Origin of the sequence: Pseudoalteromonas piratica (assembly GCF_000788395.1) — a bacterium.
In the GTDB taxonomy this organism is placed as follows: Bacteria; Pseudomonadota; Gammaproteobacteria; order Enterobacterales; family Alteromonadaceae; genus Pseudoalteromonas; species Pseudoalteromonas piratica.
Window position 1 is genome coordinate 693141 of sequence record NZ_CP009889.1, and the last position, 25981, is coordinate 719121.

Sequence of the window (25981 nt, forward strand, 5' to 3'; positions counted from 1 at the left end):
CCAGTAAAGGTGTTTAAATATTACTTAAGCAATAATCCCTCTTTAATCGGTTGAAAACGGCTTGCACTGTAAATAAGCGATTGTGCGGTTAATTGCTCAACCCCATAAACCCAAGTTTCTATGCCATGCTTAGCAGCAACTTTTTGTAATAACAAATCAAAATCACCATCGCCCGAAAGTAAACACACTACATCTACATTGGGCGCATGTTCTAATACATCAATGGTTATACCCACATCCCAATCACCTTTAGCTGAGCCATCCGAACGTTGAATAAAAGGTTTTAGTTTTACATCAAAGCCAATGTGTTTAAGTGCTTTTTGAAATTTATGCTGTTGGTCGTCTTGGCGCGCAATTGCATACGCATTTGCTAATATAATTTCACCTTGGTTTGACAATTGTTGCCATAATTCGCGGTAATTAAATTGACGTTGATATGCTTGGCGTGTGGTGTAGTAGATATTTTGAATATCGACAAAAAGGGCTATTTTTTTCAAATTAATTCATCATCGTTTGTTTTGTAAACTATAGCAAGCATCGATTGAGAGTAACAGCAGCGAGAGGCTGTGGTATAATTTTCTTTTTAAAATTTTGAGTAATCACTTTGTCTACAGCTTCTTGTTTTTCCCAAACGGCGTTATCGCCCTCACTATTGGAAAACCTAACCAGTTTAGGTTATACGTCTATGACCGATATTCAGGCACAAACGTTACCGCTTATACTTAACGGAAAAGATGTGATTGGGCAGGGCAAAACAGGCTCGGGTAAAACGGCAGCGTTTTCGCTTGGCTTATTACATAACCTAAATGTAAAACGTTTTCGCGTACAAGCAGTGGTTGTGTGTCCTACTCGTGAACTAGCCGACCAAGTAGCTGTAGAGATACGAAAGCTTGCGCGCGCCATTCATAATATTAAAGTGCTCGCGTTATGTGGTGGTGCACCAATGGGTCCTCAAATAGGCTCGCTTGAACATGGCGCACACATTGTTGTGGGTACGCCTGGGCGAATTGAAGAGCATTTACGAAAAGGGCGTTTAAACCTAAATGAAGTCAATACCTTTGTGCTTGATGAAGCCGATCGAATGCTTGAAATGGGTTTTGAAGAATCACTAAATTGTATCATTGAGCATTTACCAGCAGTTCGTCAAAACTTACTTTTCAGTGCAACTTATCCATTAAAAATTGAGCAGTTAGCAAAGCATGTGATGGTTAACCCCGAAAAAATTGTGGTCGAAGCGACACACGACCATAGCTCAATTAGCCAATATTTTTATGAAGTTGAAAATAACTATGCACGCTTAGATGCGGTAAATCGTTTATTACTTAAGTTTCAGCCAAAATCGGCCGTGGTGTTCTGTAATACAAAAAATGAATGCCAAAGTGTGTGTGATGAATTAAGTCAATTTGGCTTTGATAGCGCAGCTTTGCATGGTGATTTAGAACAAAAAGATCGTGACCGTACATTAGTTCGTTTTGCTAACAAAAGTTTAACTATTTTGGTTGCAACAGACGTTGCTGCGCGTGGAATCGATGTCGACCATGTTGATATGGTGATTAACTATCATATTGCGCACGACCCAGAAGTCCATGTTCATCGCATTGGTCGTACTGGCCGCGCCGGCAATAAGGGCATTGCTTGTTCACTAATGAGTTACAAAGAGTCTCATAAGGTAAATGCACTGGAAGACTATTTAAATATGGAAGCGTTACCTACTGATTTACCAAACGATGACGTATTTACAAATACAATTGAGCGTGCTCCTAATATTACATTGCAAATTGATGGCGGCAAAAAAGCAAAGCTTCGACCGGGTGACATTTTAGGCGCTTTGACAGCAAATTCTGCGATAAGTGGCGATCAGATTGGCAAAATCAAAGTAACTGCGATGACATCCTATGTTGCTGTTACACGCAAAATAGCAAATTTAGCAGTTAAAACCATCAGTGAAGGCAAGATGAAAGGGCGAAACTTTAGAGTTCGCAAAATGACAAAATAAAGTTCAAATACCCGTGTATTAATATATGGCGATAATGATTCGCCATATATTGTAAGGTTTGTGTTTGTGTTTGTGTTTGTGTTTGTGTTTGTAGTCGTTGTCAAAAATATAACGTACCATTTTTCTCAATTTGTTTTCGCCACTCGTTACTTAAGGCATTTGCTTTATCGCGCTCGTTAGCAGTTAATTGATCAAATTGTCTATTTACAAAAAATGAATAACGATTGTAAATTTGATCATCATTGGTAAGTTCAACGATCAGTTTATTCAGTGCATAGGACTTAATATGCCCATTTAAGCCATAGTTTTGTGAATGGTAACTGTTAGATAATTGCTTTAATGCGGAGATGCTGCCATGCTTGGCTGCAGATATTAAAAATGCTTCTTTGTGCGCTAAAAACTTATCTCGACGGGCTATATACTCATTCCTGCTAAGACTTTTGCCTTGCTGTAACTGCATGTAAAACTTCGATGTCATGCGACCAAACTCTTCTTGCGCTGCTACAAGTCCATTCGCTGCAGCTTGCTCTAAATGTATTAAAACGTTATTTAATTCATCTCTATCAAGCCCTTGGCAGTATTCGTATTGGACCGTGATTTGCTCAATAGTACGACTACTATCTTCTAATTGATAAGCGTTTGCTAATTTTTGTTCAAAACGCGCTTCATCTAAAGGAGCATTGAAACAATAAAGTAAATTTTTAGCATAAATATACCGAGCTTCATTATTGCCATTAGCAATTTGGAGTTTAAGTGTCTTCACATGATTTGTAATACCTGTCTCAAATTTCCATTGGGGCTTTTCTATAACCATAAAGCCATTAAATTGCGACATGCTTTGTTCATTATCTGTGTCAGTATTTGGCGGATGGTTTACAGATTCAACTTGCATTGGTGTCTCTGAGTGTTGTTTTACAAGCTGATTGGTTTCATTAATTGATGAAGTGCTAGATTGATTGTCTAGCTGAGGGCTTAACGCAATATACGCAATGATAAGCACACAGGTAGGAATAAGAGTCAAAGCTATTTTTGAAGGCATAAGTAAACTTTTAATTAGAATGAAAAGACAATGAGGGGTTGTGTTAGACCCAACTAAAAAGAGTAACGCTTATTTGTAGTAAATTTAAAATTATAAGCCATGTTTTTTGTTGTAATCGTAAAGGGCATTTCTTACTTTATCAACCAGGGCTTTGTCTGTTTTTAGTCCAAATGCCATACAGCCTTCGGCATCACTTGGCTTTTTAACTTCAAACACTTTCTCTACATCTGACGTAGGTCGTTTAAAATGGCGAAGATTTTCAGCCATTTCCCACTCTGTTTGCAACACTAAATCAACGCGCTCGGCGAAAAATTTACGGGTACCTGCATAAGGGTCGCCAGTCACATCTAAGTTAACACCATTAACGAAACCTTTAGATAACAAATATTCGTGATCGCTTTCACTTTTTTCTATTGACGTTACATAGTTTCGCGCATCATCGATACTTTTGATTTTAATGTCTGTGCGTTTTGATAGTTTGTAAAGATTAACCTTAATTGGACCTATCAGAGGGCAAACCCATTGAAATAGATTTTCTCTTTCTTTGGTTCTAAGAATGGTATAGATCAGCGTGTTTTCATCGTTAGATGTCAGGATCATTGAACGAGCCCAAGGGTAGGAGGTGATAGTGTAATCGATGTTTATACTGTCTAAAATTGCTTTTACGCGTTGTGTTGCAATACCTGAAACTTCACCCTGTTCGTTCGTGTAGTTAAACGGTCGCCACTCTTCAGTAACAACATTTAATTTTGCTACTACCAAGGTTGGTAATAGGGCCATTAAAAATAAAAAACAAAAGCGGTTTAACACAATACGAAACACACTAACTGCAACTCCCTAAGCAATGCGTTTAGGTAGTTTAACTACTTTTCCGCACAAATATATTCAATTTAAGAACAATTTAATCCAATTTGAAACATCAATATATAACGTTGTATTACGTTTTTAAATAAGGAAATACATTCTCAGTTTAAAATATCTGATAATTTTTCAATTTAACTGTAACGATATGTTATGAAGATTAAGAAAGGAAAGGGCAGTTTCGAAAAAGTTTCAATTAATAACTTAGAGGTTAAATTGGCTAACCTATGGTGGGTCAGAATAGCATTAAAAGGGCGTTAGCCCTTATAAAAAACTTAATTCTCGGAGCTGTGCGTCTCTTGTGCCATCTTTTCGCGCTCGGCTTTAGAGATATACTTAGGCTTGTTACTTTTATTAAGCTTCTCGTTTGCTTTTTTGTCTTTTTTCTTGAGCTTTTCGTATATTTTCTTACGACGGTTCATGATGATCTCAATTAATTAAACTTCTGATATTTTAACACAGCAAACTTTAAAACAATGACATTATTTAAAATACATTTTTTTATGTCGTTAGCTTAGCAATCACTTAACATTTAGCTAGATTACTCATTTATAAAACTGAGTTCATACATTAGGGCGAGATGATCACTGCCTTGAAAAGGTAAAGTAGCAAAATTATGTAACGACAGTGAATCACTCACTAAGCAATGGTCGATTGAAATACCCAGAACAGAATAAAGCGTGTTAGGAATTGTTATTGGTGCCCATGAGGCGTAATGGCCTGCAAGTTCATAACAACTTGAGTAGTTAAAAAGTTTGGGGAAGTGAACCGACTGTGGATGAGTATTAAAATCTCCAATGACGATCGTGTGTTCAATATCAGTTTGTTCGACTAATAAGTTGCTGAGATGAAGCAACATCATATTACGTTTATGCCAAAGTGTTCGTGTTCTTGGTGATGGTGGGTGAAGGGCTAATATACGCATTTTTTTGTCTCCCACAGCAATCACCAGTTCAATAATCACGCCACGCACACTGTTTTTAAAAATCGCATGCTTGTGACGGAATAAAATCGGGTATTTAGAAATGATGCCGATACCATCAGGAAAGCCTTCGCGTTCATCTGAGCCATAATCGGAATACGCATCTCGCAGGGCGATAAATTCAGCTCTATTTGTATCGTTCACTTCAAATAGTACGGTTAAATCCGGCTTTTTTGTGGAAAGGGTTTGATAGACATTGCGAATATTCGGATTGTAATAATTTAAATTAAATTGAAAAACACGCATTGTTGGTTGAGAGGGGACATCTGTCGATGACAATAAGGGAAGTTTTAGCCAGGCTATGCCAAGTGTAACGAGCAATAATGTGAGGCCTATTTGGGTTCGATAAAAAATAACTAATAGCGATATACCACAAGCTATTAAAACCAAGTGAGGTGTGACACTGCTGATTAAGTCAGCCCAGAATTGTTCGCGAGCAAGCGAGGAGCTGGTTAAGATAATCATTAGCCAAATGAAGCCAACCAACAATATTGGAGCGAGTTTAATCATTTCACTTTATAAATAAATGTTAGGTTGTTTAAGTATAGATGCTTGGCAGTTTGTTTTATTGCTAAAAGCAATAGAAGTTAGAGAATCACTGTGCTACTCTGCGCGACCTTTTTTTTGCTTTGGAGATTACAATGATTGTTGGGTTTGATTATGGCAGTTCTAATTGCGCGATGGGTGTCATGGCTGAGTCTTCTCCTAAGCTGATACCTTTAGAACAAGGTAAACCTTACTTACCATCAACATTGTATGCGCAGCATAATAGTTTGATTGTGGATTTTGTCGCAAAAAACCTTAAGCACTCACATCATGTTGATGAGTTTTTTAATCAACGTAAAGGCCTGCTAGCGAGTATTCCAGCGATACGCTCAGATTTAGATTTAACGACAAACGAAAGCGGCATTTACATTGGTAAAGAAGCTATCGAAGAATACATTGAATTTCCTGAAGAAGGTTTTTACGTAAAATCACCAAAGTCATTTTTTGGTGCAACAGGGTTGAAACCTGAACAAATCGCTTTTTTTGAAGATATTGCTACTGCCATGATTATGGCGATAAAAAAACGCGCAGAAGCTCATTTAGGCTATGAATTGTTACAAACGGTGATAGGACGACCTGTAAACTTTCAAGCTGTTGGTGGAGAGGAAAGTAACCAACAAGCAGTTTCAATTCTAACAAAAGCGGCAAAAAGAGCAGGTTTCAATGATGTCGAGTTTTTATTTGAACCGCTAGCCGCAGGAATTGATTTTGAAACATCGCTAACTGAAGATAAAAAAGTATTGGTTGTTGATATTGGCGGTGGTACGTCCGATTGTTCATTTGTACAAATGGGGCCGTCGTTTCGCACAAAAGTTGAGCGCACAAGTGACTTTCTATCCCATAGTGGTAAGCGTATTGGAGGTAATGACCTTGATATTGCACTGAGTTTTCATAAGCTTATGCCCTTGCTTGGATTGGGTAGTCAAATGAAATCAGGGTTGCCCATGCCGCATCCACTTTATTGGCAAGCTTGTAAAATTAATGATATTCACTTACAAAGTGAATTCTACAGTGACAAAAACCACCGTGAACTAACTCGTTTATTACGCGACGTAGAGCAACCAGAATTGCTAAACCGTTTACTTAAAATTCAAGAAAATAAACAATCCCATCAAACTGTAAGGCAAGGAGAATTGGCTAAAATAGCATTGTCAGAAAATGCAGAGCACTATGCCGATTTATCATTTATTGAAAAAGACCTTACACAATTAATTAGCAATAATGACTTAGGGGATGCAATTAATGAGAGCCTGAAACAAATGGTGACATTAGCTGAAGATGCAATAACATCAGCGGGTACTCAGCCTGACATCATTTATTTAACAGGCGGAAGTGCGCAATCACCACTATTGAAACTGGCATTACAACAAACACTGGGTGATATTCCAATGTTAAACGGTGATAACTTTGGCAGTGTTACTTCAGGTTTAACAAAGTGGGCTGATAAACTATTTAAACAATAATGTAACTTTAACTATTATGACAACCACGTATAAATTTATATCTGTGGTTGTCATAAGTTATATTATTTGTATATAGTTGACTGTGTTGCTAAAGGAGTTATGCAACAGGTCGATATAAAACTAATCTAAGAATCAAGGATGAATCATGGAAACGTCACTTAATACAAATACCGATCACGCATTGATGCTGCCAAAATCGAACCGCAAGGTAGATTTCGCTATGTTAATGCTGTTAACTATTCTTGTTATTGCTAATGCCTATTTAGCACATCATGCGTCGATAAATCACGCTGCATTTGACGCGCCCAGCAAGCAAATAGCCTTTATTTTGGCAACCACTTTTGGTTTGCCGCTTGTATGCTTTTTGACAAGCCTTTGTTTTTCATCAATGCGCAAACTATCGAGTCAGTTAAAAATGTTTACTCTGACATCGGCTATTGTATTTGTTTCAAATATGCCATTATTAGCACTGATTTTTTAATCATGTTGCATATGCCGCTTGGAAAATCGGCAGCATACCTGTGCACTTAGCGATGTGTGATCACCACACACTCACTGTGTGTGGTTGCTGTTATTGAGACCGCACTAGCCCGAACTAAGGTTCCATCGGTTGCCAAAATAGTCTCTTTATCATCAACCAGCTGCATTTCACCCTGATAGACGTAAACCATTGTTTCATTATTCGTTTGGTAAGTTTCGCCGGTTTTAAGTTTTACAATGTGCATGTGTGTTGAACTATCAAAGGTTAAATCTTGTGATGCTTCGCCACCGTAAATGTGTGTTACACCTAAATTACTGTGAGTGTAATGTTTATAATCTGCAGGTCGGCCTAATTCTTCAGGCAAAGCCCAAATTTGTAATAATCGATTTTGGTTTTTATTTGGATTGATTTCATTATGTGAAAACCCTTCGCCACCTGCGCGCTGAACTTGAGTTTCACCTGCTTTTAAACTTTTACCATGTTCGAGCGACCCTTCATGTGTTACTTCTCCGTCTAACATTACCGTAATAACATCGATTTCCTTATGTGGATGCATTGTTGTCTCTCCCAATGGGTTAAACTTTGCATCGGCTAAATACACAAATTGCCCTAATCCTTCAAAGGTGTTCATTGATTTTCTATTGCCAAATAATCGTGAATCAGTCACTAAACGGTGCTCAATTAAGCCTGCAAATCCACCTAGTGGTAGTGAATCTCGAGTAAGTACTTTCATGGTATTTCCTTGTTATCGGTTTAATCTTTCAATGTGGAAATATTAGGACGTTTTTATTGTTCAATAAATATCGAATATTGATTAAGATAAATCCATAATTAACAACAATGAAAGCGTATGCAAGATCTCAATGATATGATGGTATTTCTAGCAGTCGTGGAAACAGGCAGTTTTACACTTGCTGCGGAACGTTTAGCAATGCCAAAAGCGAATATCAGTAGGAAAGTAACAAAGCTTGAAACCACACTCGGTGTTACGCTACTTGAAAGAACCACAAGAAGACAAAAATTGACCGAAGCAGGCAGGCAATATATCACCCATTGCAAGCGTATTTATGATGAAGCAGAACTTGCAAAATCAGTGGTTGATAACGCACGCAATTCAATTTCAGGTTCAATAAAGCTCGGGTGTTCTGTATCAATTGGCCAAGAAATTCTAAAACCTAGCATTGCTACATTCTTAGCACAGTTTCCAGAGGTGTCGTTGCAACTGAACCTGACAAATCAACGCGTTGATTTGATAGAAGGTGGTTTTGATATGTTAATTCGAATTGGCAAGCTAGAAGATTCAAGCTTGATTGCAAAAAAGCTAGGTTGTGCGACACGAGGGCTATATGCGAGCCCGGAGTATATTGCTGCATTAGCAACGAAACCAAGTCTCGACAATTTGAGTCAGTTAGACTGGCTAGTAATGAGTAATAGTGTAAGTGCACAGGGCATTACGCTTTTTAATGAAGAACAAAAGCGTGCCATTTCATTCGATGCAAAATTAATTGCAGATGATTTTAGTGTGGTTAAGCAAGCAACGATTGACGGGCTTGGTGTTACTGCATTGCCAAATTACATGTGCCAAGATCAATTAGCTGCTGGTGAACTAATAAAAGTGTTACCTAATTGGCAACTTACACCCTCAAATATGTATGCACTTTACGCTAAAAACCGTACTAACTTACCTAAAATCAAAGCGTTATTGGATTTCTTAGATGCTGTATTTAATCAAAAATTAGCATGCTAATGATGTAAAAAGGGAAGCACTTGCTTCCCTTTTGTTACGTTTAAGTAAAGATATTAAACAAATCGGCATTTAACCAAAGGTGAACTAATATACTTGCAGCATACCCAAGCGCAATCACTGGTGCCCATTTTAAATGACCAAAGAAAGTATAATAACCACGTGCTTGACCCATAAGCGCAACACCCGCTGCTGAGCCAATTGATAATAAACTACCGCCTACACCCGCTGTAAGCGTAATCAATAACCATTGACCATGTGATAGTTCAGGTGACATAGCCAGAACAGCAAACATTACAGGAATGTTATCAATTATGGCTGATATTAAGCCCAGTAACACGTTTGCGGTAGTTGCAGACATACCACCATAGAGTGCTTCTGACATTAAGGTTAAGTAACCTAAGAACCCTAAACCACCAACACATACCACAATGCCGTAGAAAAACAGTAAGGTATCCCATTCTGCTCGCGATACTTTTGCAAATACATCAAATGGTACAACGCTGCCCAGTGATTGAAGACGTTTCTGATCACCTTTACTTTCTGCCATCGCTTTTTTGCGAGCCAATGAGCCAGGTAGGGTCATTCTCAGGAAGTAACCAAAGAACTGAAGGTAACCAAGACCCATCATCATGCCAAGTACAGGTGGTAAGTGAAGTAGGCTGTGACACAGTACCGCAGTTGTTACAGTCAGAAGGAATAGACATAAAATGCGAATGGCACCGCGCTTTAGTTCGATATCTTCTTGGGCTGCAGCAGGCTGTTTACGTTCAACAAAGAAACTCATAATCGCTGCTGGTACAATGTAGTTAGCAACAGCCGGTAAGAATAAGGCGAAGAATTCAACAAATTCAACTTTACCCGCTTGCCAAACCATTAAGGTTGTAATATCACCGAACGGACTGAATGCGCCACCGGCATTGGCTGCAACAACAATATTAATACAACATAAGTTAATAAACTTTTTATCACCAGAGGCAACTTTCATTACAACGGCACACATTAAAAGCGCTGTAGTTAAGTTATCGGCGATAGGTGAAATGAAAAATGACAACCAACCAGTGATCCAAAAGAGCGCTGGATAGCTAAAGCCTTTGCGAACCATCCAAGCACGTAATGCATCAAATACACGGCGCTCTTCTAAGGCGTTGATATATGTCATCGCAACTAGGAGGAATAACATAAGCTCGGCAAATTCGAGTAAATTATGCCTAAAAGCAGCTTCGGTAATTGCTGGCAAGTCATTACTGACATAATAACTACCAATTAAAATCCAAATTAAGCCCGCTGCAACTAACACCGGTTTAGATTTGCGCATGTGTAACTTTTCTTCAAGCATTACTAAAGTGTACGCAAGCACAAAAATGGCAATACAAATAAAGCCGATAGTACTTGAAGTTAAGTTAAGCGGTTGACCGAGATCTGTCGATGCAGCCAATAATGAAGAAGGAAACAGCAAGCAGCTGAATAGGAGTAGACATAAATACAACTTGTTATTCATGGGTGTGCCTTGTATTAAAATTGCAGCGTTTGTTAAAAAGCGCGCGAACATTAACACAAAAAATTAACAATTTGCATAAGACAGAAGTCTAAATGGCTAAAATAGCGGCTAATATTGTAAATAGATATCAAAAATGTGCCAAATATTGAGATTTGGTCTAAGGCATAGTGATAAAAGTATGAATTTCGTTGCTACAAAAAAGCCCAGCATTTGCTGGGCTTAATCATTAACATCTAATTTGGTGAAATAAATTTACCAAATACGAACGCGATCTTCAGGCTTAAGATAAAGCGCGTCGCCTTCTTTTACGTCAAATGCTTTGTACCATGCATCATGGTTACGTGGAGCAAGTGCACGGAAACGACCTGGCGCATGCGTACCTGCACGAAGTTGGTTAAGCATGCTTTGCTCTGTGCGTTTTTCTTTCCATACTTGAGCCCATGCTAGGAAGAAGCGTTGATCACCAGTTAAACCATCGATTACTTCTGCTTCTTTGCCATTCAAGCTTAGTTTGTATGCATGGTAAGCCATTGCAAGACCACCAACATCACCAATGTTTTCACCTAAGCTATTACGACCGTTTACAAAGTTATCTGGAATTGGCTCGTATTTGCTGTATTGCTCAGCCAGTTTGTCTGCTTTTGCTTCAAATGCAGCGCGGTCAGCATCTGTCCACCAGTTACGTTGAATGCCGTTCGCATCTGATTTAGAACCTTGATCATCAAAACCATGGCCCATTTCATGGCCAATTACAGCACCGATAGCACCGTAGTTTACTGCAGCATCAGCATTAGGATCGAAAAACGGCGGCTGTAAAATTGCTGCCGGGAAAACAATCTCATTAAATGAACTGTTGTAATACGCATTAACACGCTGTGGCGTCATGCCCCAACGGTTACGATCTGTTTTTTCAAGTTCTTTTGAAGCACTTTCAGCACGGAAGAACTGACGTGTATTTTTAACATTACCCATTAAATCGTCTTTAGCGATTTTAAGGCCGTTAAATTCTTGCCATACATCTGGGTAACCAATTTTAGGGTTAAATGCAGCCAGCTTCGCTTTTGCATTGACTTTGGTTTCTTCACCCATCCAATCTAGACCATCAATACGCTCGCCTAGCGCTGTGCGAAGGTTTTCAACTAGTTCAGCCATTTGCGCTTTTGATGACTCAGGGAAGTAACGTTTTACATATACTTTACCAATCGCAAAGCCAAGCGACTCAGTACCTGACATTTCGCTAATTGCGCGTTTCCAGCGAGGACGAGGTTCCTGTTGTCCACTTAATTCCTTGCCAAAGAACTCAAAGTTATTGGCATAAATTTCTTCTGAAAGTAGGCTCGCGTTGCCACGAATAGCATGGAAGGTTAAATAATCTTTCCAAACATTAATATCTTCGCTGTTTACCAATGAAATCATTGCTTTAATTGGTTCAGGTTGAGACATATTTAGTTGTGGAACTTTATAACCTGTTTGTTCAAAATAAAGATCCCAATTAAAGCCTGGGTATTCTTTGGCTAAATCAGTACGTTTGATTTGGTTAAGCGTTAAATCGCGGTTACGACGTTTTTCACGTGGCCAGTGACCTTCGGCAATTTTAGTCTCAAGCGCTAAAATTGCTTTTGCACGTGCTTCAGTGTCTTCTACACCTGCAAACTTAAGGGTATTAGCAATGTGTGCCACGTATGCATCACGGGTTTTAGCAAATCGCTCACTTTCTTCTAAATAGTATGAACGATCAGGTAATCCTAAACCGCCAGCACCCATCGACATTTCATATTGGTTTGGGTCTAAACGGTTAAACCACATACCGCCCCAGATTGGTGAAGACACGCCAGTTAACCATGCATTACCAAATAACTTTGTTAAATCATCTGTGTTTTTAGCTGCGCTAATATCGTTTAATAGACCTTGAATTGGCGTAATGCCTTTTTTATTGATCGTCTCAACGTCCATATAGGCATTGTAAAAATCAGCAATTAATTGCTCTTCAGCGTTAAGGTCATCACGACTGATGATGTCGTCAATAATTTCTTTAACTTGTTTTTCACTACGTTCTGCAAGCGCTGTGAATGCACCAAAACGTGTTTTATCTGCAGGCATTACGTAATTGTCGTACCATGTACCACTTGCATACATGAAGAAATCATCACCTGGCTTTATTTCAAGGTTACGCGCAGTAAGGTCTACACCAAAACTGCCTAACTCTGCTTGGCCTTTTGGTTCAGCAGCAACGGGTGCGACTGTTTGTTGTTTTTCTACTTTTACAGTGTCTGATTGTTTATCGCCACAACCAGCAAGGAAGGCTGTTGTAAGAGCAACAGCAAGCATTGATTTTTTCATTAAGATTTCCCATAGCTTAAATTTTATATTTTGCGTAAAAACAGCAAAACTTAGCATGTTTTTAACGAAAATGAGCGCAGATAGCAAATAGAACACGTCTAATAACCCGCTCTTTTGTAAATAAATATGTCGTATGTGTCATTATTCCTTTTGAAATTGATTGTTAAGCGTGTCTGTTTCAGTGTGATTAAAGCAAATAACACGATTTCTACCTTGTCCCTTAGCTTGGTAGAGTGCTCTGTCTGCATTGATAATGGCGGGTTTTAAATTGTCTTCAATTTGCGCAATACCAAAGCTGGCCGTGATTTTTAAAGTGTCATGGCAGTGAGCGCAGATGGTGGCTTTCTCAATTTGATTTCTCAGGTTTTCTATTACTTCGAGCGCCATCAAGTCACAATGTTGTGGTAAAGCCATAATAAACTCTTCACCACCTAAGCGTGCAACAATGGCTCCTTTAGGCGTAAATTTTTGTAAAATATCTGAAAATGCAATGAGTACTTCATCACCAACTTGATGGCCATATTGATCATTGAACTGCTTAAAATGGTCAATATCAGCAATTGCAATACACATAGGAAGATTAGTATTTACATCATTAAGTAAGCTTTCAACGGTGTCATCAAAATAGCGGCGATTATAAAGTTGGGTGAGGGGATCGGTATTGGCTTGTACTTGTAACCTAGCTTGTTGTTTTTCAATCTTCTCTAAAACCCGCATTCGATAAGAAATGATAAATGCAAGCATAAAAGACTCGAGCATTATACCAATGCCGACACCATGGCTCGTAATATAGGTATTTGGTAAAAGTCCTTTGTAGTATCCAATCGCCAACACATTAAACGCAAAAAATAATCCATGACCAAATAAAAAATACTTAGCTAATGGGTGGCCTTTTTTATAGATAGAAATACTTACACCAAGCGTCACTAAAATCATAAACGCAGCCAAGGTACTGGCTGGTTTAAGAGCTGCGATAATATTAAATACGCCTAAGATAAAATCTAACACTAACAGGATTAGCACAAATACCAGGAGTTTATGTTCTTTTGGGAAGCGCTGTTTTGTGGCAAAAATGCTCATCATAAAACAAATTAAAAAGCTTGGCATGGCCAATAATGATAAATGTAAGTGCATCATTGACTGGCCATAAATACCAAACAATGTCGCCAATAACCCATAAGATAGCGCAATCCAAACGGTGCCGGACACTAAATAAAGCGCGTAGAATATGTTTTCTTTTTTGCGAGAAGACACAAATAAAATGATGTTATAAAGCATTAATGCTAACAACATGCCTACTATAATTGCGATATCAAAGTTTTCACTGACTAAGGCTTTTTTTGAATTCACGTCATCGTAAAGGGCAAGCGTAAACCATTGATGTGAGTAAACGTCACTTTTTATATAAATGTGATGGGTTGTTAAAGGCGGAAGCAGGATTGGCATGACAGCAGTACCGCCATGCAGTTGGTGGATTGCATCACTGGATGAGAGCATTATTGTATGCTGCTCTACAATCACCTTATTCGCCACTTGATAGAGGGTAAGCTGCTCACTGTGGTAAGCCTCAGGAATATGTAAATACAGGGATTTAGAATAAGGCAAGGTGTTAGAAAGAGAAAACCTAACCCAGGTTGTTTTAGCATTTGTCCCAAGCGAAAGCCGATTAGTGCCAGCAATAAACACCTTGTTTTTAATTGAGGTTAAATCTGCGCTTCGCGATTTATCCACATAGAAATGCACTTTAAAGTCAGTTAATGATAAGGGCATCTCGTCAATAACGATATGTGTGTTTGCAGAGAAACTTAACATTAGTAAAAACAATACCGTCATAAGTATACATAGTATGGACTTTTGACACCGTTATCACATGGCGACAAACAAAAAACTAATACACACTATTACATCACTGCCATTAGAGTGAAATAGTGTCTCCTTCATTTAAAATGATAAATTGCGAGTCTGTTTTTAGCGTTTTTAGCATCTTTAAAAGTCTAAACAGTGGAGAGTGTGAGCTATGGTCGCCCATTTGCCAACTGGCATTGCCATAACCCCATGGAATGGTGACTTTGCATTTGAGATCATTTGCTGCGGCAATCGCATCTTCGGGTCGGGTATGTACATAGCGATACCACGTTTCATGTTGTTCATGAAAATACGAAGCAATCGGTATTAGGCAAATATCAATCTCACCAAACCGGGTATAAATGTCTTTAAAGTGTTGTGAATAGCCAGTATCACCTGCAAAAAAAAGGGTTTTACCCCCTTCTTCAACTAACCAACCACCCCATAGGGTTTCATTGGTATCATCGTAAAGAAATGGCACCCAAATTCGGCTATTAAAATGATGTGCGGGGACGAAGTGCACTGTTGTCTGTTCAACAGAGGTACTTGTAAACCAGTCCATTTCTGTAATTTTGTAATGATTTTGAGAAAAATGAGAGGCAAATCCCATTGGCACTAAATAGCGTGTTTTATTGCCTATTTGAGTGACATCATGTTTATTAAAGTGGTCATAGTGTAAATGTGAATACATTACTGCACTAACAGGTTTCGGTTTATCTAATGTGTAATTTGGCGTTTTACGTTCAAAATCGTGTGTAAGCTTAAAGGCTAGGTTCACCGGCCAATCAAATTGGGTAAAGACAGGGTCTATCAAAAACCGTTGACCCGATGGTGTTTCGATTTCAAAGCTTGCATGACCTAACCAATTAATAACAAAACCAGTCTGCTCAGTCACACTTGGATTAATACCAACAAATTGACAGTTTTCCATGTCGGACTCACAGCGAATTTCATTCGTTGGCGGATAACAGTTGTCTTCACAACTATAGGGGTAGGTTTTTGTGCCAGGATAACGGTTGGTGAAGCGTTCATCTTTTTGCGGTGCGCTGTTGAGGTTATCAGCCTTTATACGGTTAACCTGATTTGTCGCACAGCCACTGATTAAACAGAGCAAAGTAATGAAGACAAAAAGGATTAAATTGCGCATTAATTTAATTAATTTCGATATGTTCAGAATTTTGACGATGGCAGTGTAAGGTGTATATGCGCAACTTGTAAAGGGCAAAGCAAACTAAGGCAGCGACAAGAGAATACGTTATTGCGCTGAGCGTGCCGAAAACCCAACTTAAACTCAATGCAAATCCCAAAATACATTCAGCACGGTAGGCTTTTAAGAAAAACGCTATAAATGGCAGTGCTATTAGTAACAAGCCTGCATAATCTGAAAAATCAAAATAGGTACCACCAGCGATGGTTGCACCAAAATTAAAAGAAAGTACAAAGCCAATTAACGTCAGGGTTGTGGTGTGTGCTCTATTTTGTTTTTGTAGCTGGAAACGTTTTTGAATGGCACATAAACACAAATAAACAAATGCTGGCATTAATAGAACTGGTGTCCACTCAAACAATGTAATGGTAATTGGCTGAGTCGAAAAAGTATAAATTGTTAATGTATGATGATTACCTGAACCATTCAAAAGTGAAAGCTGGAGCAAAGCTGCTAATAGTGTCAAACTCCAAATTAGTTTACTTTTTAACATTTTCAATTCCGTGAAATATTTTTTAACATTCATTCGCAAAATATAGACCAGTTTTAAAACTTCTTATTAACCAGATACTTACGTAAAGTGCGTCAATGTAAGGTGATTTTTTTACTCATATTTTAGTGAAGTAGACGATAGAGTTAGTCTTTTTCACAATAATAAATGATATAATTTAAATCCTTTGCGACCATCAATTTTCACTATGACCTTTTCAGAATTCAAGTTTAGCCAGACCCTTTTAAATACACTCGAAAAGTTAAATTACAAAGAGCCAACCCCCATTCAAGCATTGGCTATTCCTGAAATTTTAAATGGTGAAGATGTCATTGCCCATGCTCAAACAGGCACTGGCAAAACTGCCGCATTTATGTTGCCAATTATTCATTTGATAACACAATTAAACGGGAAAACCGATTCGCACAAAAAAGCGGTTAATGCGCTTGTATTAGTACCCACCAGAGAGCTTGCACAACAAGTGGCTAAAGCCAGTGAGACATATTGCCAACAGAGTAGACTTGATGTTGCATGTCTATTCGGTGGCGCCAATATTGGTCCCCAAGAGAAGCAATTAGCAAAAGGCGTTGACATCGTTGTCGCAACACCAGGTCGGCTGTTAGATCACATCATAAAGGGTAGTGTAGATTTATCAGATTTAACCCACTTAGTATTTGATGAGGCCGACCGAATGCTAGATATGGGATTTATCGGCGAGATAAAACGTATTATGCGCCACGTCCCGCAAAACAGGCAAACATTACTTTTCTCGGCAACAGTCGATGAAACAGTTTTAAAAAATGTCAGCCAATGGTTAAAAGATCCCAAACGCATTGGCGTTGATGCACCTAACACCGCCGCGGCAAAAGTGGAGCAATTATTTTATGCGGTAGACGATGAGCGTAAGCGCGAGTTAATTGCATATACCATTGGCAAAAACAACTGGCATCAAGTACTGGTGTTCACACGTACTAAAAATTATGCCGATGAGTTGGCAAAAGAACTTAATAAGGACGGGCTTACAACACAAGCCATTCATGGTGATAAATCGCAAGGGGCAAGAAATAAGGCGCTTGAGCAGTTTAGAAACGGTGAATTAAGAGTGTTGGTTGCAACAGATGTGGCAGCCAGAGGACTTGATATTCCGACTTTGGATTATGTAATTAATGCTGAGTTGCCTTATGTGGCAGAAGATTATGTACACCGCATTGGACGCACTGGGCGTGCAGGAAAGGCTGGCACAGCAATTTCACTTGTTAGTTTAGATGAAAACTGGTTGCTAGAAGAGATTGAAGTGTTACTTGATGAACGTTTAACACCGCAATGGTTACCAGGTTTTGAACCTGACCTTACACGTGAACCAAAAGACAATCGTAAAAATACTGCTAAATCACGAAAGCAGCGAGACAAAAAGCGTATTTTAGGGCAACGGAACAAAAGACGTCGCAAAAACTAAACCGGATAACACTGTTTCCTTAACATTCACATAGCAACTATACAGAAACTGTTTAAGCGATTAAGGGTGTTTGATGCTAAAACACGCTTAATACAGCTTCTGCAGTGTACTTTTAAGTTATACCACTTCGCTTCTCAACTTACCCCTACATTGGTTTTGCAAAAACCAAAAACAGACAACATTTTTAAAATTAACTTATTCTTTTTAAAAAAATAAACTATTTTGAATTGTGTACCGTAAAAACTTTTTGACTAGTAGCCTAGCCGGGACGCAACATGCTAAAACACTTGCCAATCATCTATAAACTATTATTGATACTTATTATCCCGAGTGCGCTTAGTGGGTATTTAATTTTCCAGCTTTATCACAACAGTGAAGCACAAGTTGCAGCCCAGAAAGACATAAATAAAGTGATCGAACTTACTCAGTTACTCAATAATGTTGCCCACAATTTTGCAGTTGAAAGAGGGCTCAGTGCAGGTTTTATTGGCTCGGGTGGTTCTGGCGGAAACAAAGCACTGCTAGAGCAACGTAGCAAAGCAGACGCTGCTGCAAAAAAATTCTTATCTGCGAAGGGGAAGCTTAATTCACTGGCGTTAAACAAGCATTCGTTAGAAACCATTGTTGCATTAGAGGGGTTGTTTAAACAACGAGACATAATTCGAAAAAAAGTGGATGCGTTAGCGAGTGATTCTGGCTTTTTTAATTATTATTCATCGATTAATGCAAATGCCATTACGCTTACCGAAAAGTTATCAGTTTACATTACAGAACCCAGCTTATCAGCCAAATACAAAGCATCAATTCAATTAATTTGGTTAAAAGAACATCTAGGCCAGGTGCGTGGAGCACTCAATGGTATTTTTGCTAAAGGTGACTATAGCTATGACAAAGGTAAAGTAGTTAATGACTACCTGAATAAAATTACAAGTCGAGAAAAACAATTTAAGCATTATGCAAATAATGATTTTTTAGTGAAATTTGATGCCTTAAAAACTAAAGACGATGTGACAAAAGTGAAGGAAATGACATCGATATTTGCTGATAACTTAGCATTGAGGAATTTAAAAAATTCACTTGTTCTCACTTTAAACAGTGATAAAGCAAATATTCAAATGCTGTCAGAAATAGATAAAGCGCTTGTAAACCTTCAACCACTTTTAGCTGAACACACATTTCAAGAAGTGAGTGAAAAACTTAAGAAGATTAAGCTAAATGACTCCATATCATACTCAGAAAGAAACAGCATTGTCAGCTTATTAGCGTCGGCAATGGTATTGCCCAAAGTGGACAGTAAAACTTGGTTCGCAAATGCCACAGCGGAAATTAAGCTTATTAATGGCTTTATTAAAGAGCTTTCAAATGAAATTGCTAGTAAAGCACAGCAATCGCTAACAGCCTCAACGCAAATGTTAACAGATGCACTTTACGCATCTATCGCACTATTAATCGCAAGCTTCGCAATAGGCACCTTAGTTGCTAGGGCAATTTCGTCCGGCTTAAATAAAATCCAAAACGTGATGAAGCAAGTTCAAGATGAAAATAACTTCAGTTTACGTGTGCCGCTAACACAAAAAGATGAGATTGGTAAAACTGCCAACTACTTAAACACCCTTTTAGATAACTTAAACTCAGCGTTTACTGAAATTGACTCGATGAGCAACGCTCTTGCCAAAGGGCGTTATGAGCAAATAAAAAGTAATGGGGTATATACGGGCGATCTTGCAAACTTGGTTCGTCAAATAGAACAAGCTGGTAGTCAGGTTGCCACGGGGGTTGGTGAAATTAGAGAGGTTATGAGTGCAGTAAAGCAAGGTGACTTTTCACAAAAAATAACTGTAAAACTTGAAGGTGAACTGGGTGAGTTAAAGGAAGATGTTAATAGTACTGTCGCAACATGTAATGGCTCTTTTGCAGCAATTTCCTCAGTAGTCTCTGACCTTGCATCAGGCAAACTTTATAATCAGTACACCAATAATTTAAATGGTGACTTTTACAAAGTGTTAGAGTCAGCGGTAACTTGCCGAGATACACTTGCTAAAATCATAAGTCAAGAAATACTCCCGCTGGTGGATTCTGCGACGCGTGGAGAATTAGATTCAGTTATAAAAGAGCACGATAAACAAGGCTGCTTTTTAACGTTAAGTAAAGGTATTAACAAACTTCAAACGATTAATAATACGGTAATAAATGAAGTCGATAACGTTTTTGCAAATTTAGCTCAAGGCAATCTTCAAGTTAAAATAAACGGAGACTTTGACGGAGCTTATGCACGTTTACAAGCCAATGCTAACAAAACGATCGCGACACTCACCCATATCATTGAAAAAGAAATAAGCTTAATGGTCAAAAACTCTCTGGTAGGCGATTTTTCATCGCGTATTAATGTTGAGAATAAATCAGGGTTTTTTCTTACTTTAAGTGAATCATTAAATTCCCTTGTAGTACTTAATCAAAATGTAATTTCAGAGCTCAATATTGTTGCCGATGGATTATCAAAAGGTGAATTGCACACCCGCGTGAAAGGGGACTATGCAGGCGAATTTAATACATTAAAAACAAACTTAAATGAATCATTATTTCAATTGAAAGAAGTAATCGAAAATGAAGTACAAGACGTTATTAATGAGTTAAAGGCCGGTAACCTCAATAAACGCATTGATAGTGAAAACAAGCAAGGCTGCTTTTTGCAACTTAGCGACGGCATAAATGAAATCATAAATGTTGTGAGCCTGGTACTGAATGATCTCGATACCCTGTTTGATAGCCTAGTTGCAGGCGATTTGACCGCCAGAATTAATTCAGATTATCAAGGTCAGTTTAAACGTTTGAAAGATAATGCAAATAATTCAGTAAGCAAACTGGATTCTTTACTGTCTAATCTTTTGTTGCTGGTTAAGTCAGTATCAAATAGTGTAAATGAAATTGCATTTGCCAATGAGGACTTAAGACAAAGAACGGAATCACAGGCAAGTGCAGTCGAGCAAACAAGTATCAGCGTGCAAAAAGTGAATGAATCCGCACAAATCGCACAATCAAATTTAACGGAAACCGAGCAGCTGATGTTAACGATGCAAAACAATGCTAAAAATGGGCAAGTGATAGCAACAGACGCAAAATCAATTATGCAGGATGTAAGTTCATCTAGTGATCAAATCAAGAACATTATCGGTGTGATTGATGAAATAGCGTTCCAAACGAATTTATTAGCCCTTAATGCAGCAGTAGAGGCCGCAAGAGCAGGCGATCATGGTCGGGGATTTAGCGTTGTGGCAAGTGAGGTAAGGGAACTTGCTCAGCGAAGCGCAAAGTCGGCTAATGAGATAAAGTCACTAATCACTTCAAGTGTTGATCAGGTTGCTCAAGGCAATTTACAGGTAGACCAATCATGTGAAGCACTTGTTGGTATTGCCACTTCAATTATCAACGCAAATGAGAAAATGGCACAAATTGCCGAGGCTAATCACTCTCAAACGGCAAGTTTCAATGAGATTAACGTTGCGGTGAACAATATTGAGCAAAGCACACAACAAAATGCTGCTATGGTAGAACAAATAGCCAGTTCTGCAGCAGCACTCAACGATGAAACCAAGCGTATGGTGGAAGAAGTGAATTACTTTAAAGTAAGTTAATGCAATTCACTTCAAAGTCGCTTTTTGAATGACCTCTTTAAGATCATCTGTTAGGTGCATTTTATTTAATGAAGTAACCTATGGTTTGCCATTGCCCATCAGACAATGCCATTGAGAGTGTTTCAAGACTTTGTGCTTTGTTTTCATACTGTGTATTAAACTGAAACACTTTGTATTTGCCCTCAGGCATTCCAGGCAGTTTATTATGGTCAGTCGCATCTAGAAGACTTCGATTGATCAACTTACCCAAAGGGGTGCGAACTTGCTCTAACGCTGTTTGCCATTGCTTTTCATTTACGAGTCGTTGAAAACGTTCACTTGTTCCTTGCCACGATTCGGCATATTGCCCATTATCCACCAGTGATAGCCAGCGAGTCGCATTTGGTTCAACTTGTGTTTGATTTGCCATCACATTGAATGAAAGTAAGGCAATAAAAACAAAGTATTTCATAGGTTAGAAGTCCTTTAGAGTAATAAAATTTGTAGCAGACAATTCTGTAGTGTCAGTTTCGTTATTTTGTTGTTTGGCTTTTGTACTTTAATTTAGCCTTGGCACCAATTTTATACAAAAGCGGTCGCAATGCGCGTCGTAACTTCGGAAATAGGTATGCTAAGGTGGTGAGTTTGCCACTAAACCAGGGCATTGCAACTTCTTCTTTATCATTGATAGCAAGAGAAACAATAGCATTGGCGACATCAAGTGAAGAACTCATTGGCTGGGAGTAAACAATATCTTCTACATCATCTATTTCGTCCATGATAAACCCAGTATTGATGGGACCAGGCGAAACAACAGCAACTTTAACATTATGACTTGCTAGCTCATCATATAATGCATAGCTAAAGGCTCTTAAGCCAGCTTTCGTGGCAGAATAAACGGCAGCACCCTGTAAAGGCGCTCTGCCCGCAAGCGAGCCAACCATTACGATAGCACCACTGTGTGATTGCTTTAAATAAGGTAAACACAAGCTGCTCAAGGTGAGTGGAGCAGTTAAATTAACTTGGACCATATTTGTTACTTGCGATGGATTTAACCCCTCAAAATCCCCACGATGATGCAGGCCTGCGTTATTTACTAGCACATCTATGGTTCCATAGATTGCAATAACGTCTTTTACCAGTGTTTCTAAACTGCCAAGATCACCAATATCGCAGGTAAATACCTCGGCACGTGCATATTGATTAATTTCTTTTTGTAGTGCTTTAAGCGGTCCTTCATTTCGTGCAACGAGTGCGATGTTAGCGCCAATCTTAGCAAATTGTTTTGCAGTTTCTGCACCAACACCTTTAGAAGCGCCTGTTATTAATACTGTTTTATTTTTATAGTTATTCATTTCAGCTGCCATTCAAGGTACATTAAAGCCTGATTGTCGTTTAATTTATCTTAAAATGTATGGAAACACTAATCGGTCTTGTTGGTTTATTACTCTCGCTGTTTTTTTTAGGCGGAATCGTTGTGGCATGGTACAGCTTTGTTAAGTTACGACATGCGGATGAAAAGATTAAGGAGTTAACTCTTGCTGTGCTCCATCTGAAGGCTTTAGTTCAAAAATTAAGTGACACTAAAATGCCACCCGAGACATTTCAGCAGTCAGTTGAGAAAATTGAAGACACAGACGTAAACCTAAACTCATCAGCTAAACCAATACCTGAAATCACTGTAACCAACACGGAACCACCACTAGCAACAAATCCTCAATCTAACGACATTGCTAAGCAAAAAGGTTATAAAAAAGACAAAAAAACAGTCACGATGGCTGAGCGTTTAGAGTTATTTCTGGCAAATAACGGCTTGCTTTGGCTTGGTGGCGCAATGTTAGCATTAGGCGGTGTTTTCCTTGCGAAGTACTCGATTGAATCAGGCTTAATTTCGATAACGGTACGTTTAATGTTAGGCGGCGTGTTTGCTATTGCATTAGTCATATTCGCAGAATACTTGTATCGCAAACAGCAAGGCAGTCAGGAATATATAACTACCTGCGCGGCGCTTGCTAGTGGTGGTGTAATAACAGGCTTTGCGCTTGTTCTTGTGACATTTAGCCACTATCACTTCATCTCGCCTTTTCTCGCCTTTGCCAGTCTCGGTGTCATTTCATTACTAGCAACAGCGTTAGCCCTACGCTTTGGTCCCTTACTTGCTGTGATTGGAATTATCGGCGCTTATGCAGTGCCAGCTTTAGTCAGCACGGGGAGTAATAACCTATTTGCACTGCTGCTATATGTTAATTTTGTTTCAATATCCGCTATTTGGGTTGTGCATAAAGTTGCAAAACAATGGCTATGGTGGCAAAGCTTTGCGGGACATTTTTTATGGTTAACAGTTAGTGTATTACTGGCAGAACAAGCGGATATTTGGGTGATATTTGTTACGATTCTAATTGGTCTTTATTTATATGTTATTTCGAGTGTTATGGGGTGGCGCTTAACCCGTTTGAATACACAAGCGTTGTCGATAAAAGTATTATTAATGCCAAGAAAAGAACAGCTTGCCATGGAGCTCAGTGTCTTGTTACTGATACTGTTTTATTCACTTCATGGTATAAATATCAGCTTAATTGTTGTTAGTTTACTGCTTACGAGTTTGTGCTTGTACTTACCTGTAAGACACAGTGCATTTGATGCTTGGCCGTTTGTTTCATTACTTTTCAATTTATTCTTATTGGTTAATTACCCAATTTCGTATGCACTTAACGACCCGATGCTTATTTTTTCTGGCATGTTCTTATTTGCTCAGTTGATGGCAGTTGGCTATTTTATCTATGCTGCATTTTTTCAAAAACGATTTTCAAAACGACCAAGCTTTAGTTTGTTGTTAGCAACAGCACCTTTATTGATTTTTGCGTTGTCATACATTATTTCGCCAAATGAAATAAATACAGTGCTTTATTCACTATGGTCTGTTTATTTACTTATTTTAGCCTGTTTCGCATTATGGCAAACAACCAAGCAAAATCATGCTTTAGCCAATGTTACTTTTTGGATTTTAGCAAATACTAATCTAGCCTTGGTTATCACAATGTGGCTAAATGCAAGCATACTCTCATTGGCGATATGTGCTCAGCTTGTGCTCATCGCTTATGCGCAAAAAAGGTTTAAAATTGAGCTTCCCCTTTGGCTAAGCAAAATCGCACTGACGCTTGTCTTGCTTCGCATTACTCTATCTCCTTGGACAGCTCAGTATAGTTCAGAGACGATTTTCACAGTTCACTGGAGCTTGATTGTTTTACCAATAATGACGGCGCTGGTTTATAGCGCTTATAGACTTCATGACAATTTAGCACTTAAAAGGTGGTATGAGGGCGCGTTAATTCACTTGATTGCGTTATTTGTTACTACTGAAACCAGTTATTTATTGGTTGGCCATTATCCAGACTTTACTCAATTAAATTTTGCAGAACTTGCCGTTTTATCAATGAACTGGCTTGTGCTTTCCACAGTCTACTGTTGGCGATTTAAATTAACTGAGCGAACACTATATTTATATGCTGCAACCGCTTTAGCAGCAGCAAGTGCAGTTGCACATTTGGTTATAAATACTCGCTACAATCCGTTTTTAACAACGCAAGAAATAGGGGACTACTTCTTTTTTAATTGGTTAGCAGTGATTTGGGCGGTACCTGCAATTGTCTTGTCAGTAATCTATCACCTGAATATTTTACCGCGAGAAATCGGGCGACAAAAACACAAAGTATTATTACCGCTGATCGGCGGATTTAGCTTCTTATTCGTAAACGGTGTAATACGAGATTTCTTCCAAGAAAATCAAATTTGGTTAGAGCTTGTAACCACTCAGGCAGAAATATATGCCTACTCGGTTGTGTGGTTGATCCTAGCTGGATGCTTTATTATTGTGGGTCAACGAAAAATTAAAGCGGGAATTTATCAAACAGGATTTGCTATCTTGCTGGTAGTGATATTAAAAGCATTTTTATTCGATATGGCGCATTTTGATGGTTTCTACCGTGCAATCTCATTTATCGGTTTAGGACTATCGTTAGTAGGGTTAGGCTGGTTGTTTACCCGTTTTAAGTTAGACAATAAAGAAGGTGTCTCATGATCGTATTGATCATTATTTGTTTTTTTATGTGGCTCTTTATGCTGTGGTTAACCTACTCTAAAAAGCTCAATAGCGTAAACCATTTAATTTTAAAATCTGAGACGAGTCTTCAAGTGCGTGATACACCAATTGCACGACTTATTAAAGGGCTGGCGGTGACGGTTGCAATCGAGGATATTCGATCAATCGAAGCAACCAACACCCATGTTATTCTAAAAACGACGAAAAGTTCTGTAGACTTATTTATCAATCATCGTTTTATTAATGATGTGTTGGATTACTTGAAAACTGAGTTGGACGAGATCGAAGTGAAAGACCTTCGCCCAATTGGTAAATAGCTG

Annotated in this window: 21 protein-coding genes; 8 read left to right on the top strand and 13 right to left on the bottom strand. The window is 38.6% G+C overall.

Annotation, left to right across the window (positions count from 1 at the left end; all coding sequences use genetic code 11):
- Nucleotides 1–20 precede the first annotated feature (20 nt).
- Nucleotides 21–497, bottom strand: a complete 477-nt coding sequence (locus OM33_RS17820; RefSeq protein WP_040135594.1) for an NYN domain-containing protein — start codon at nt 495–497, stop codon at nt 21–23.
- Between the two features lie 101 nt (nt 498–598).
- Between OM33_RS17820 and dbpA the strand changes: the two genes are divergently transcribed.
- Nucleotides 599–1996: an ATP-dependent RNA helicase DbpA gene (gene dbpA, locus OM33_RS17825; protein ID WP_199922634.1), complete on the top strand. Its 1398-nt coding sequence runs from the start codon at nt 599–601 to the stop codon at nt 1994–1996.
- A gap of 100 nt (nt 1997–2096) precedes the next feature.
- Here dbpA and OM33_RS17830 read toward each other — a convergent pair whose 3' ends face one another.
- The 4 genes from OM33_RS17830 to OM33_RS17840 form a co-directional block, all read right to left on the bottom strand.
- Complete coding sequence (locus OM33_RS17830) at nt 2097–3035, bottom strand: hypothetical protein (protein ID WP_040135597.1); 939 nt, start codon at nt 3033–3035, stop codon at nt 2097–2099.
- Between the two features lie 90 nt (nt 3036–3125).
- Complete coding sequence (locus OM33_RS17835; protein ID WP_234402779.1) at nt 3126–3857, bottom strand: substrate-binding periplasmic protein; 732 nt, start codon at nt 3855–3857, stop codon at nt 3126–3128.
- A 314-nt stretch (nt 3858–4171) separates the two neighbouring features.
- Nucleotides 4172–4318, bottom strand: a complete 147-nt coding sequence (locus tag OM33_RS22400; protein ID WP_081991212.1) for a DUF2986 domain-containing protein — start codon at nt 4316–4318, stop codon at nt 4172–4174.
- 119 nt (nt 4319–4437) lie between these two features.
- Nucleotides 4438–5388, bottom strand: coding sequence for an endonuclease/exonuclease/phosphatase family protein (locus OM33_RS17840; RefSeq protein ID WP_040135599.1), 951 nt, complete (start codon nt 5386–5388; stop codon nt 4438–4440).
- A gap of 131 nt (nt 5389–5519) precedes the next feature.
- On the opposite strand from OM33_RS17840, the gene yegD reads away from it, so the two are divergent.
- Both yegD and OM33_RS17850 read left to right on the top strand, forming a co-directional pair.
- Complete coding sequence (yegD, locus tag OM33_RS17845; protein ID WP_040135601.1) at nt 5520–6887, top strand: molecular chaperone; 1368 nt, start codon at nt 5520–5522, stop codon at nt 6885–6887.
- 145 nt (nt 6888–7032) lie between these two features.
- Complete coding sequence (locus tag OM33_RS17850; protein ID WP_040135603.1) at nt 7033–7368, top strand: hypothetical protein; 336 nt, start codon at nt 7033–7035, stop codon at nt 7366–7368.
- Nucleotides 7369–7414: 46 nt separating this feature from the next.
- Here OM33_RS17850 and OM33_RS17855 read toward each other — a convergent pair whose 3' ends face one another.
- On the bottom strand, nt 7415–8101 hold the full coding sequence (locus OM33_RS17855) for a pirin family protein (protein ID WP_040135605.1): 687 nt from the start codon (nt 8099–8101) through the stop codon (nt 7415–7417).
- 117 nt (nt 8102–8218) lie between these two features.
- Between OM33_RS17855 and OM33_RS17860 the strand changes: the two genes are divergently transcribed.
- Nucleotides 8219–9115, top strand: a complete 897-nt coding sequence (locus OM33_RS17860; RefSeq protein WP_040135607.1) for a LysR family transcriptional regulator — start codon at nt 8219–8221, stop codon at nt 9113–9115.
- 40 nt (nt 9116–9155) lie between these two features.
- Here the strand turns inward: OM33_RS17860 and nhaD are convergent, their stop codons facing one another.
- From nhaD to OM33_RS17885, 5 genes are all read right to left on the bottom strand, one after another.
- On the bottom strand, nt 9156–10613 hold the full coding sequence (gene nhaD, locus OM33_RS17865) for a sodium:proton antiporter NhaD (RefSeq protein WP_040136952.1): 1458 nt from the start codon (nt 10611–10613) through the stop codon (nt 9156–9158).
- A 252-nt stretch (nt 10614–10865) separates the two neighbouring features.
- On the bottom strand, nt 10866–12953 hold the full coding sequence (locus OM33_RS17870; protein WP_040136953.1) for a M13 family metallopeptidase: 2088 nt from the start codon (nt 12951–12953) through the stop codon (nt 10866–10868).
- A 141-nt stretch (nt 12954–13094) separates the two neighbouring features.
- Nucleotides 13095–14786: a GGDEF domain-containing protein gene (locus OM33_RS17875; RefSeq protein ID WP_052141150.1), complete on the bottom strand. Its 1692-nt coding sequence runs from the start codon at nt 14784–14786 to the stop codon at nt 13095–13097.
- Nucleotides 14787–14868: 82 nt separating this feature from the next.
- Nucleotides 14869–15945 (bottom strand): MBL fold metallo-hydrolase, encoded by a 1077-nt coding sequence (locus OM33_RS17880; RefSeq protein ID WP_040135608.1) that lies wholly within the window; start codon nt 15943–15945, stop codon nt 14869–14871.
- A gap of 4 nt (nt 15946–15949) precedes the next feature.
- Nucleotides 15950–16498: a hypothetical protein gene (locus OM33_RS17885; protein WP_040135610.1), complete on the bottom strand. Its 549-nt coding sequence runs from the start codon at nt 16496–16498 to the stop codon at nt 15950–15952.
- Nucleotides 16499–16694: 196 nt separating this feature from the next.
- Here OM33_RS17885 and OM33_RS17890 point away from each other — a divergent pair, with 196 nt between their 5' ends.
- Entirely contained in the window at nt 16695–17951 is a 1257-nt protein-coding gene (locus OM33_RS17890; RefSeq protein ID WP_407681056.1) for a DEAD/DEAH box helicase, read from the top strand.
- 275 nt (nt 17952–18226) lie between these two features.
- On the top strand, nt 18227–21583 hold the full coding sequence (locus OM33_RS17895) for a methyl-accepting chemotaxis protein (RefSeq protein WP_040135613.1): 3357 nt from the start codon (nt 18227–18229) through the stop codon (nt 21581–21583).
- A 61-nt stretch (nt 21584–21644) separates the two neighbouring features.
- On the opposite strand, the gene OM33_RS17900 is transcribed toward OM33_RS17895, so the two are convergent.
- On the bottom strand, nt 21645–22034 hold the full coding sequence (locus OM33_RS17900; RefSeq protein WP_040135615.1) for a DUF4019 domain-containing protein: 390 nt from the start codon (nt 22032–22034) through the stop codon (nt 21645–21647).
- A 61-nt stretch (nt 22035–22095) separates the two neighbouring features.
- Nucleotides 22096–22917: an SDR family NAD(P)-dependent oxidoreductase gene (locus tag OM33_RS17905; protein ID WP_234402780.1), complete on the bottom strand. Its 822-nt coding sequence runs from the start codon at nt 22915–22917 to the stop codon at nt 22096–22098.
- A gap of 59 nt (nt 22918–22976) precedes the next feature.
- Here OM33_RS17905 and OM33_RS17910 point away from each other — a divergent pair, with 59 nt between their 5' ends.
- Nucleotides 22977–25640 (top strand): DUF2339 domain-containing protein, encoded by a 2664-nt coding sequence (locus tag OM33_RS17910; RefSeq protein ID WP_052141154.1) that lies wholly within the window; start codon nt 22977–22979, stop codon nt 25638–25640.
- On the top strand, nt 25637–25978 hold the full coding sequence (locus OM33_RS17915) for a hypothetical protein (RefSeq protein ID WP_040135618.1): 342 nt from the start codon (nt 25637–25639) through the stop codon (nt 25976–25978). The genes OM33_RS17910 and OM33_RS17915 overlap by 4 nt, the downstream gene beginning before the upstream one ends.
- Nucleotides 25979–25981: the final 3 nt, after the last annotated feature.

Excerpts from the sequence above, each read along its gene's own strand:
- OM33_RS17875 (WP_052141150.1), bottom strand. The coding sequence starts at position 14,786 with ATGACGGTATTGTTTTTACTAATGTTAAGTTTCTCTGCAAACACACAT.
- OM33_RS17895 (WP_040135613.1), top strand. The coding sequence starts at position 18,227 with ATGCTAAAACACTTGCCAATCATCTATAAACTATTATTGATACTTATT.
- OM33_RS17915 (WP_040135618.1), top strand. The coding sequence starts at position 25,637 with ATGATCGTATTGATCATTATTTGTTTTTTTATGTGGCTCTTTATGCTG.
- OM33_RS17905 (WP_234402780.1), bottom strand. The coding sequence starts at position 22,917 with ATGAATAACTATAAAAATAAAACAGTATTAATAACAGGCGCTTCTAAA.
- OM33_RS22400 (WP_081991212.1), bottom strand. The coding sequence starts at position 4,318 with ATGAACCGTCGTAAGAAAATATACGAAAAGCTCAAGAAAAAAGACAAA.
- nhaD (WP_040136952.1), bottom strand. The coding sequence starts at position 10,613 with ATGAATAACAAGTTGTATTTATGTCTACTCCTATTCAGCTGCTTGCTG.
- OM33_RS17860 (WP_040135607.1), top strand. The coding sequence starts at position 8,219 with ATGCAAGATCTCAATGATATGATGGTATTTCTAGCAGTCGTGGAAACA.
- OM33_RS17830 (WP_040135597.1), bottom strand. The coding sequence starts at position 3,035 with ATGCCTTCAAAAATAGCTTTGACTCTTATTCCTACCTGTGTGCTTATC.
- yegD (WP_040135601.1), top strand. The coding sequence starts at position 5,520 with ATGATTGTTGGGTTTGATTATGGCAGTTCTAATTGCGCGATGGGTGTC.
- OM33_RS17855 (WP_040135605.1), bottom strand. The coding sequence starts at position 8,101 with ATGAAAGTACTTACTCGAGATTCACTACCACTAGGTGGATTTGCAGGC.
- OM33_RS17850 (WP_040135603.1), top strand. The coding sequence starts at position 7,033 with ATGGAAACGTCACTTAATACAAATACCGATCACGCATTGATGCTGCCA.
- OM33_RS17910 (WP_052141154.1), top strand. The coding sequence starts at position 22,977 with ATGGAAACACTAATCGGTCTTGTTGGTTTATTACTCTCGCTGTTTTTT.
- OM33_RS17840 (WP_040135599.1), bottom strand. The coding sequence starts at position 5,388 with ATGATTAAACTCGCTCCAATATTGTTGGTTGGCTTCATTTGGCTAATG.
- OM33_RS17870 (WP_040136953.1), bottom strand. The coding sequence starts at position 12,953 with ATGAAAAAATCAATGCTTGCTGTTGCTCTTACAACAGCCTTCCTTGCT.
- OM33_RS17880 (WP_040135608.1), bottom strand. The coding sequence starts at position 15,945 with ATGCGCAATTTAATCCTTTTTGTCTTCATTACTTTGCTCTGTTTAATC.
- OM33_RS17885 (WP_040135610.1), bottom strand. The coding sequence starts at position 16,498 with ATGTTAAAAAGTAAACTAATTTGGAGTTTGACACTATTAGCAGCTTTG.
- OM33_RS17900 (WP_040135615.1), bottom strand. The coding sequence starts at position 22,034 with ATGAAATACTTTGTTTTTATTGCCTTACTTTCATTCAATGTGATGGCA.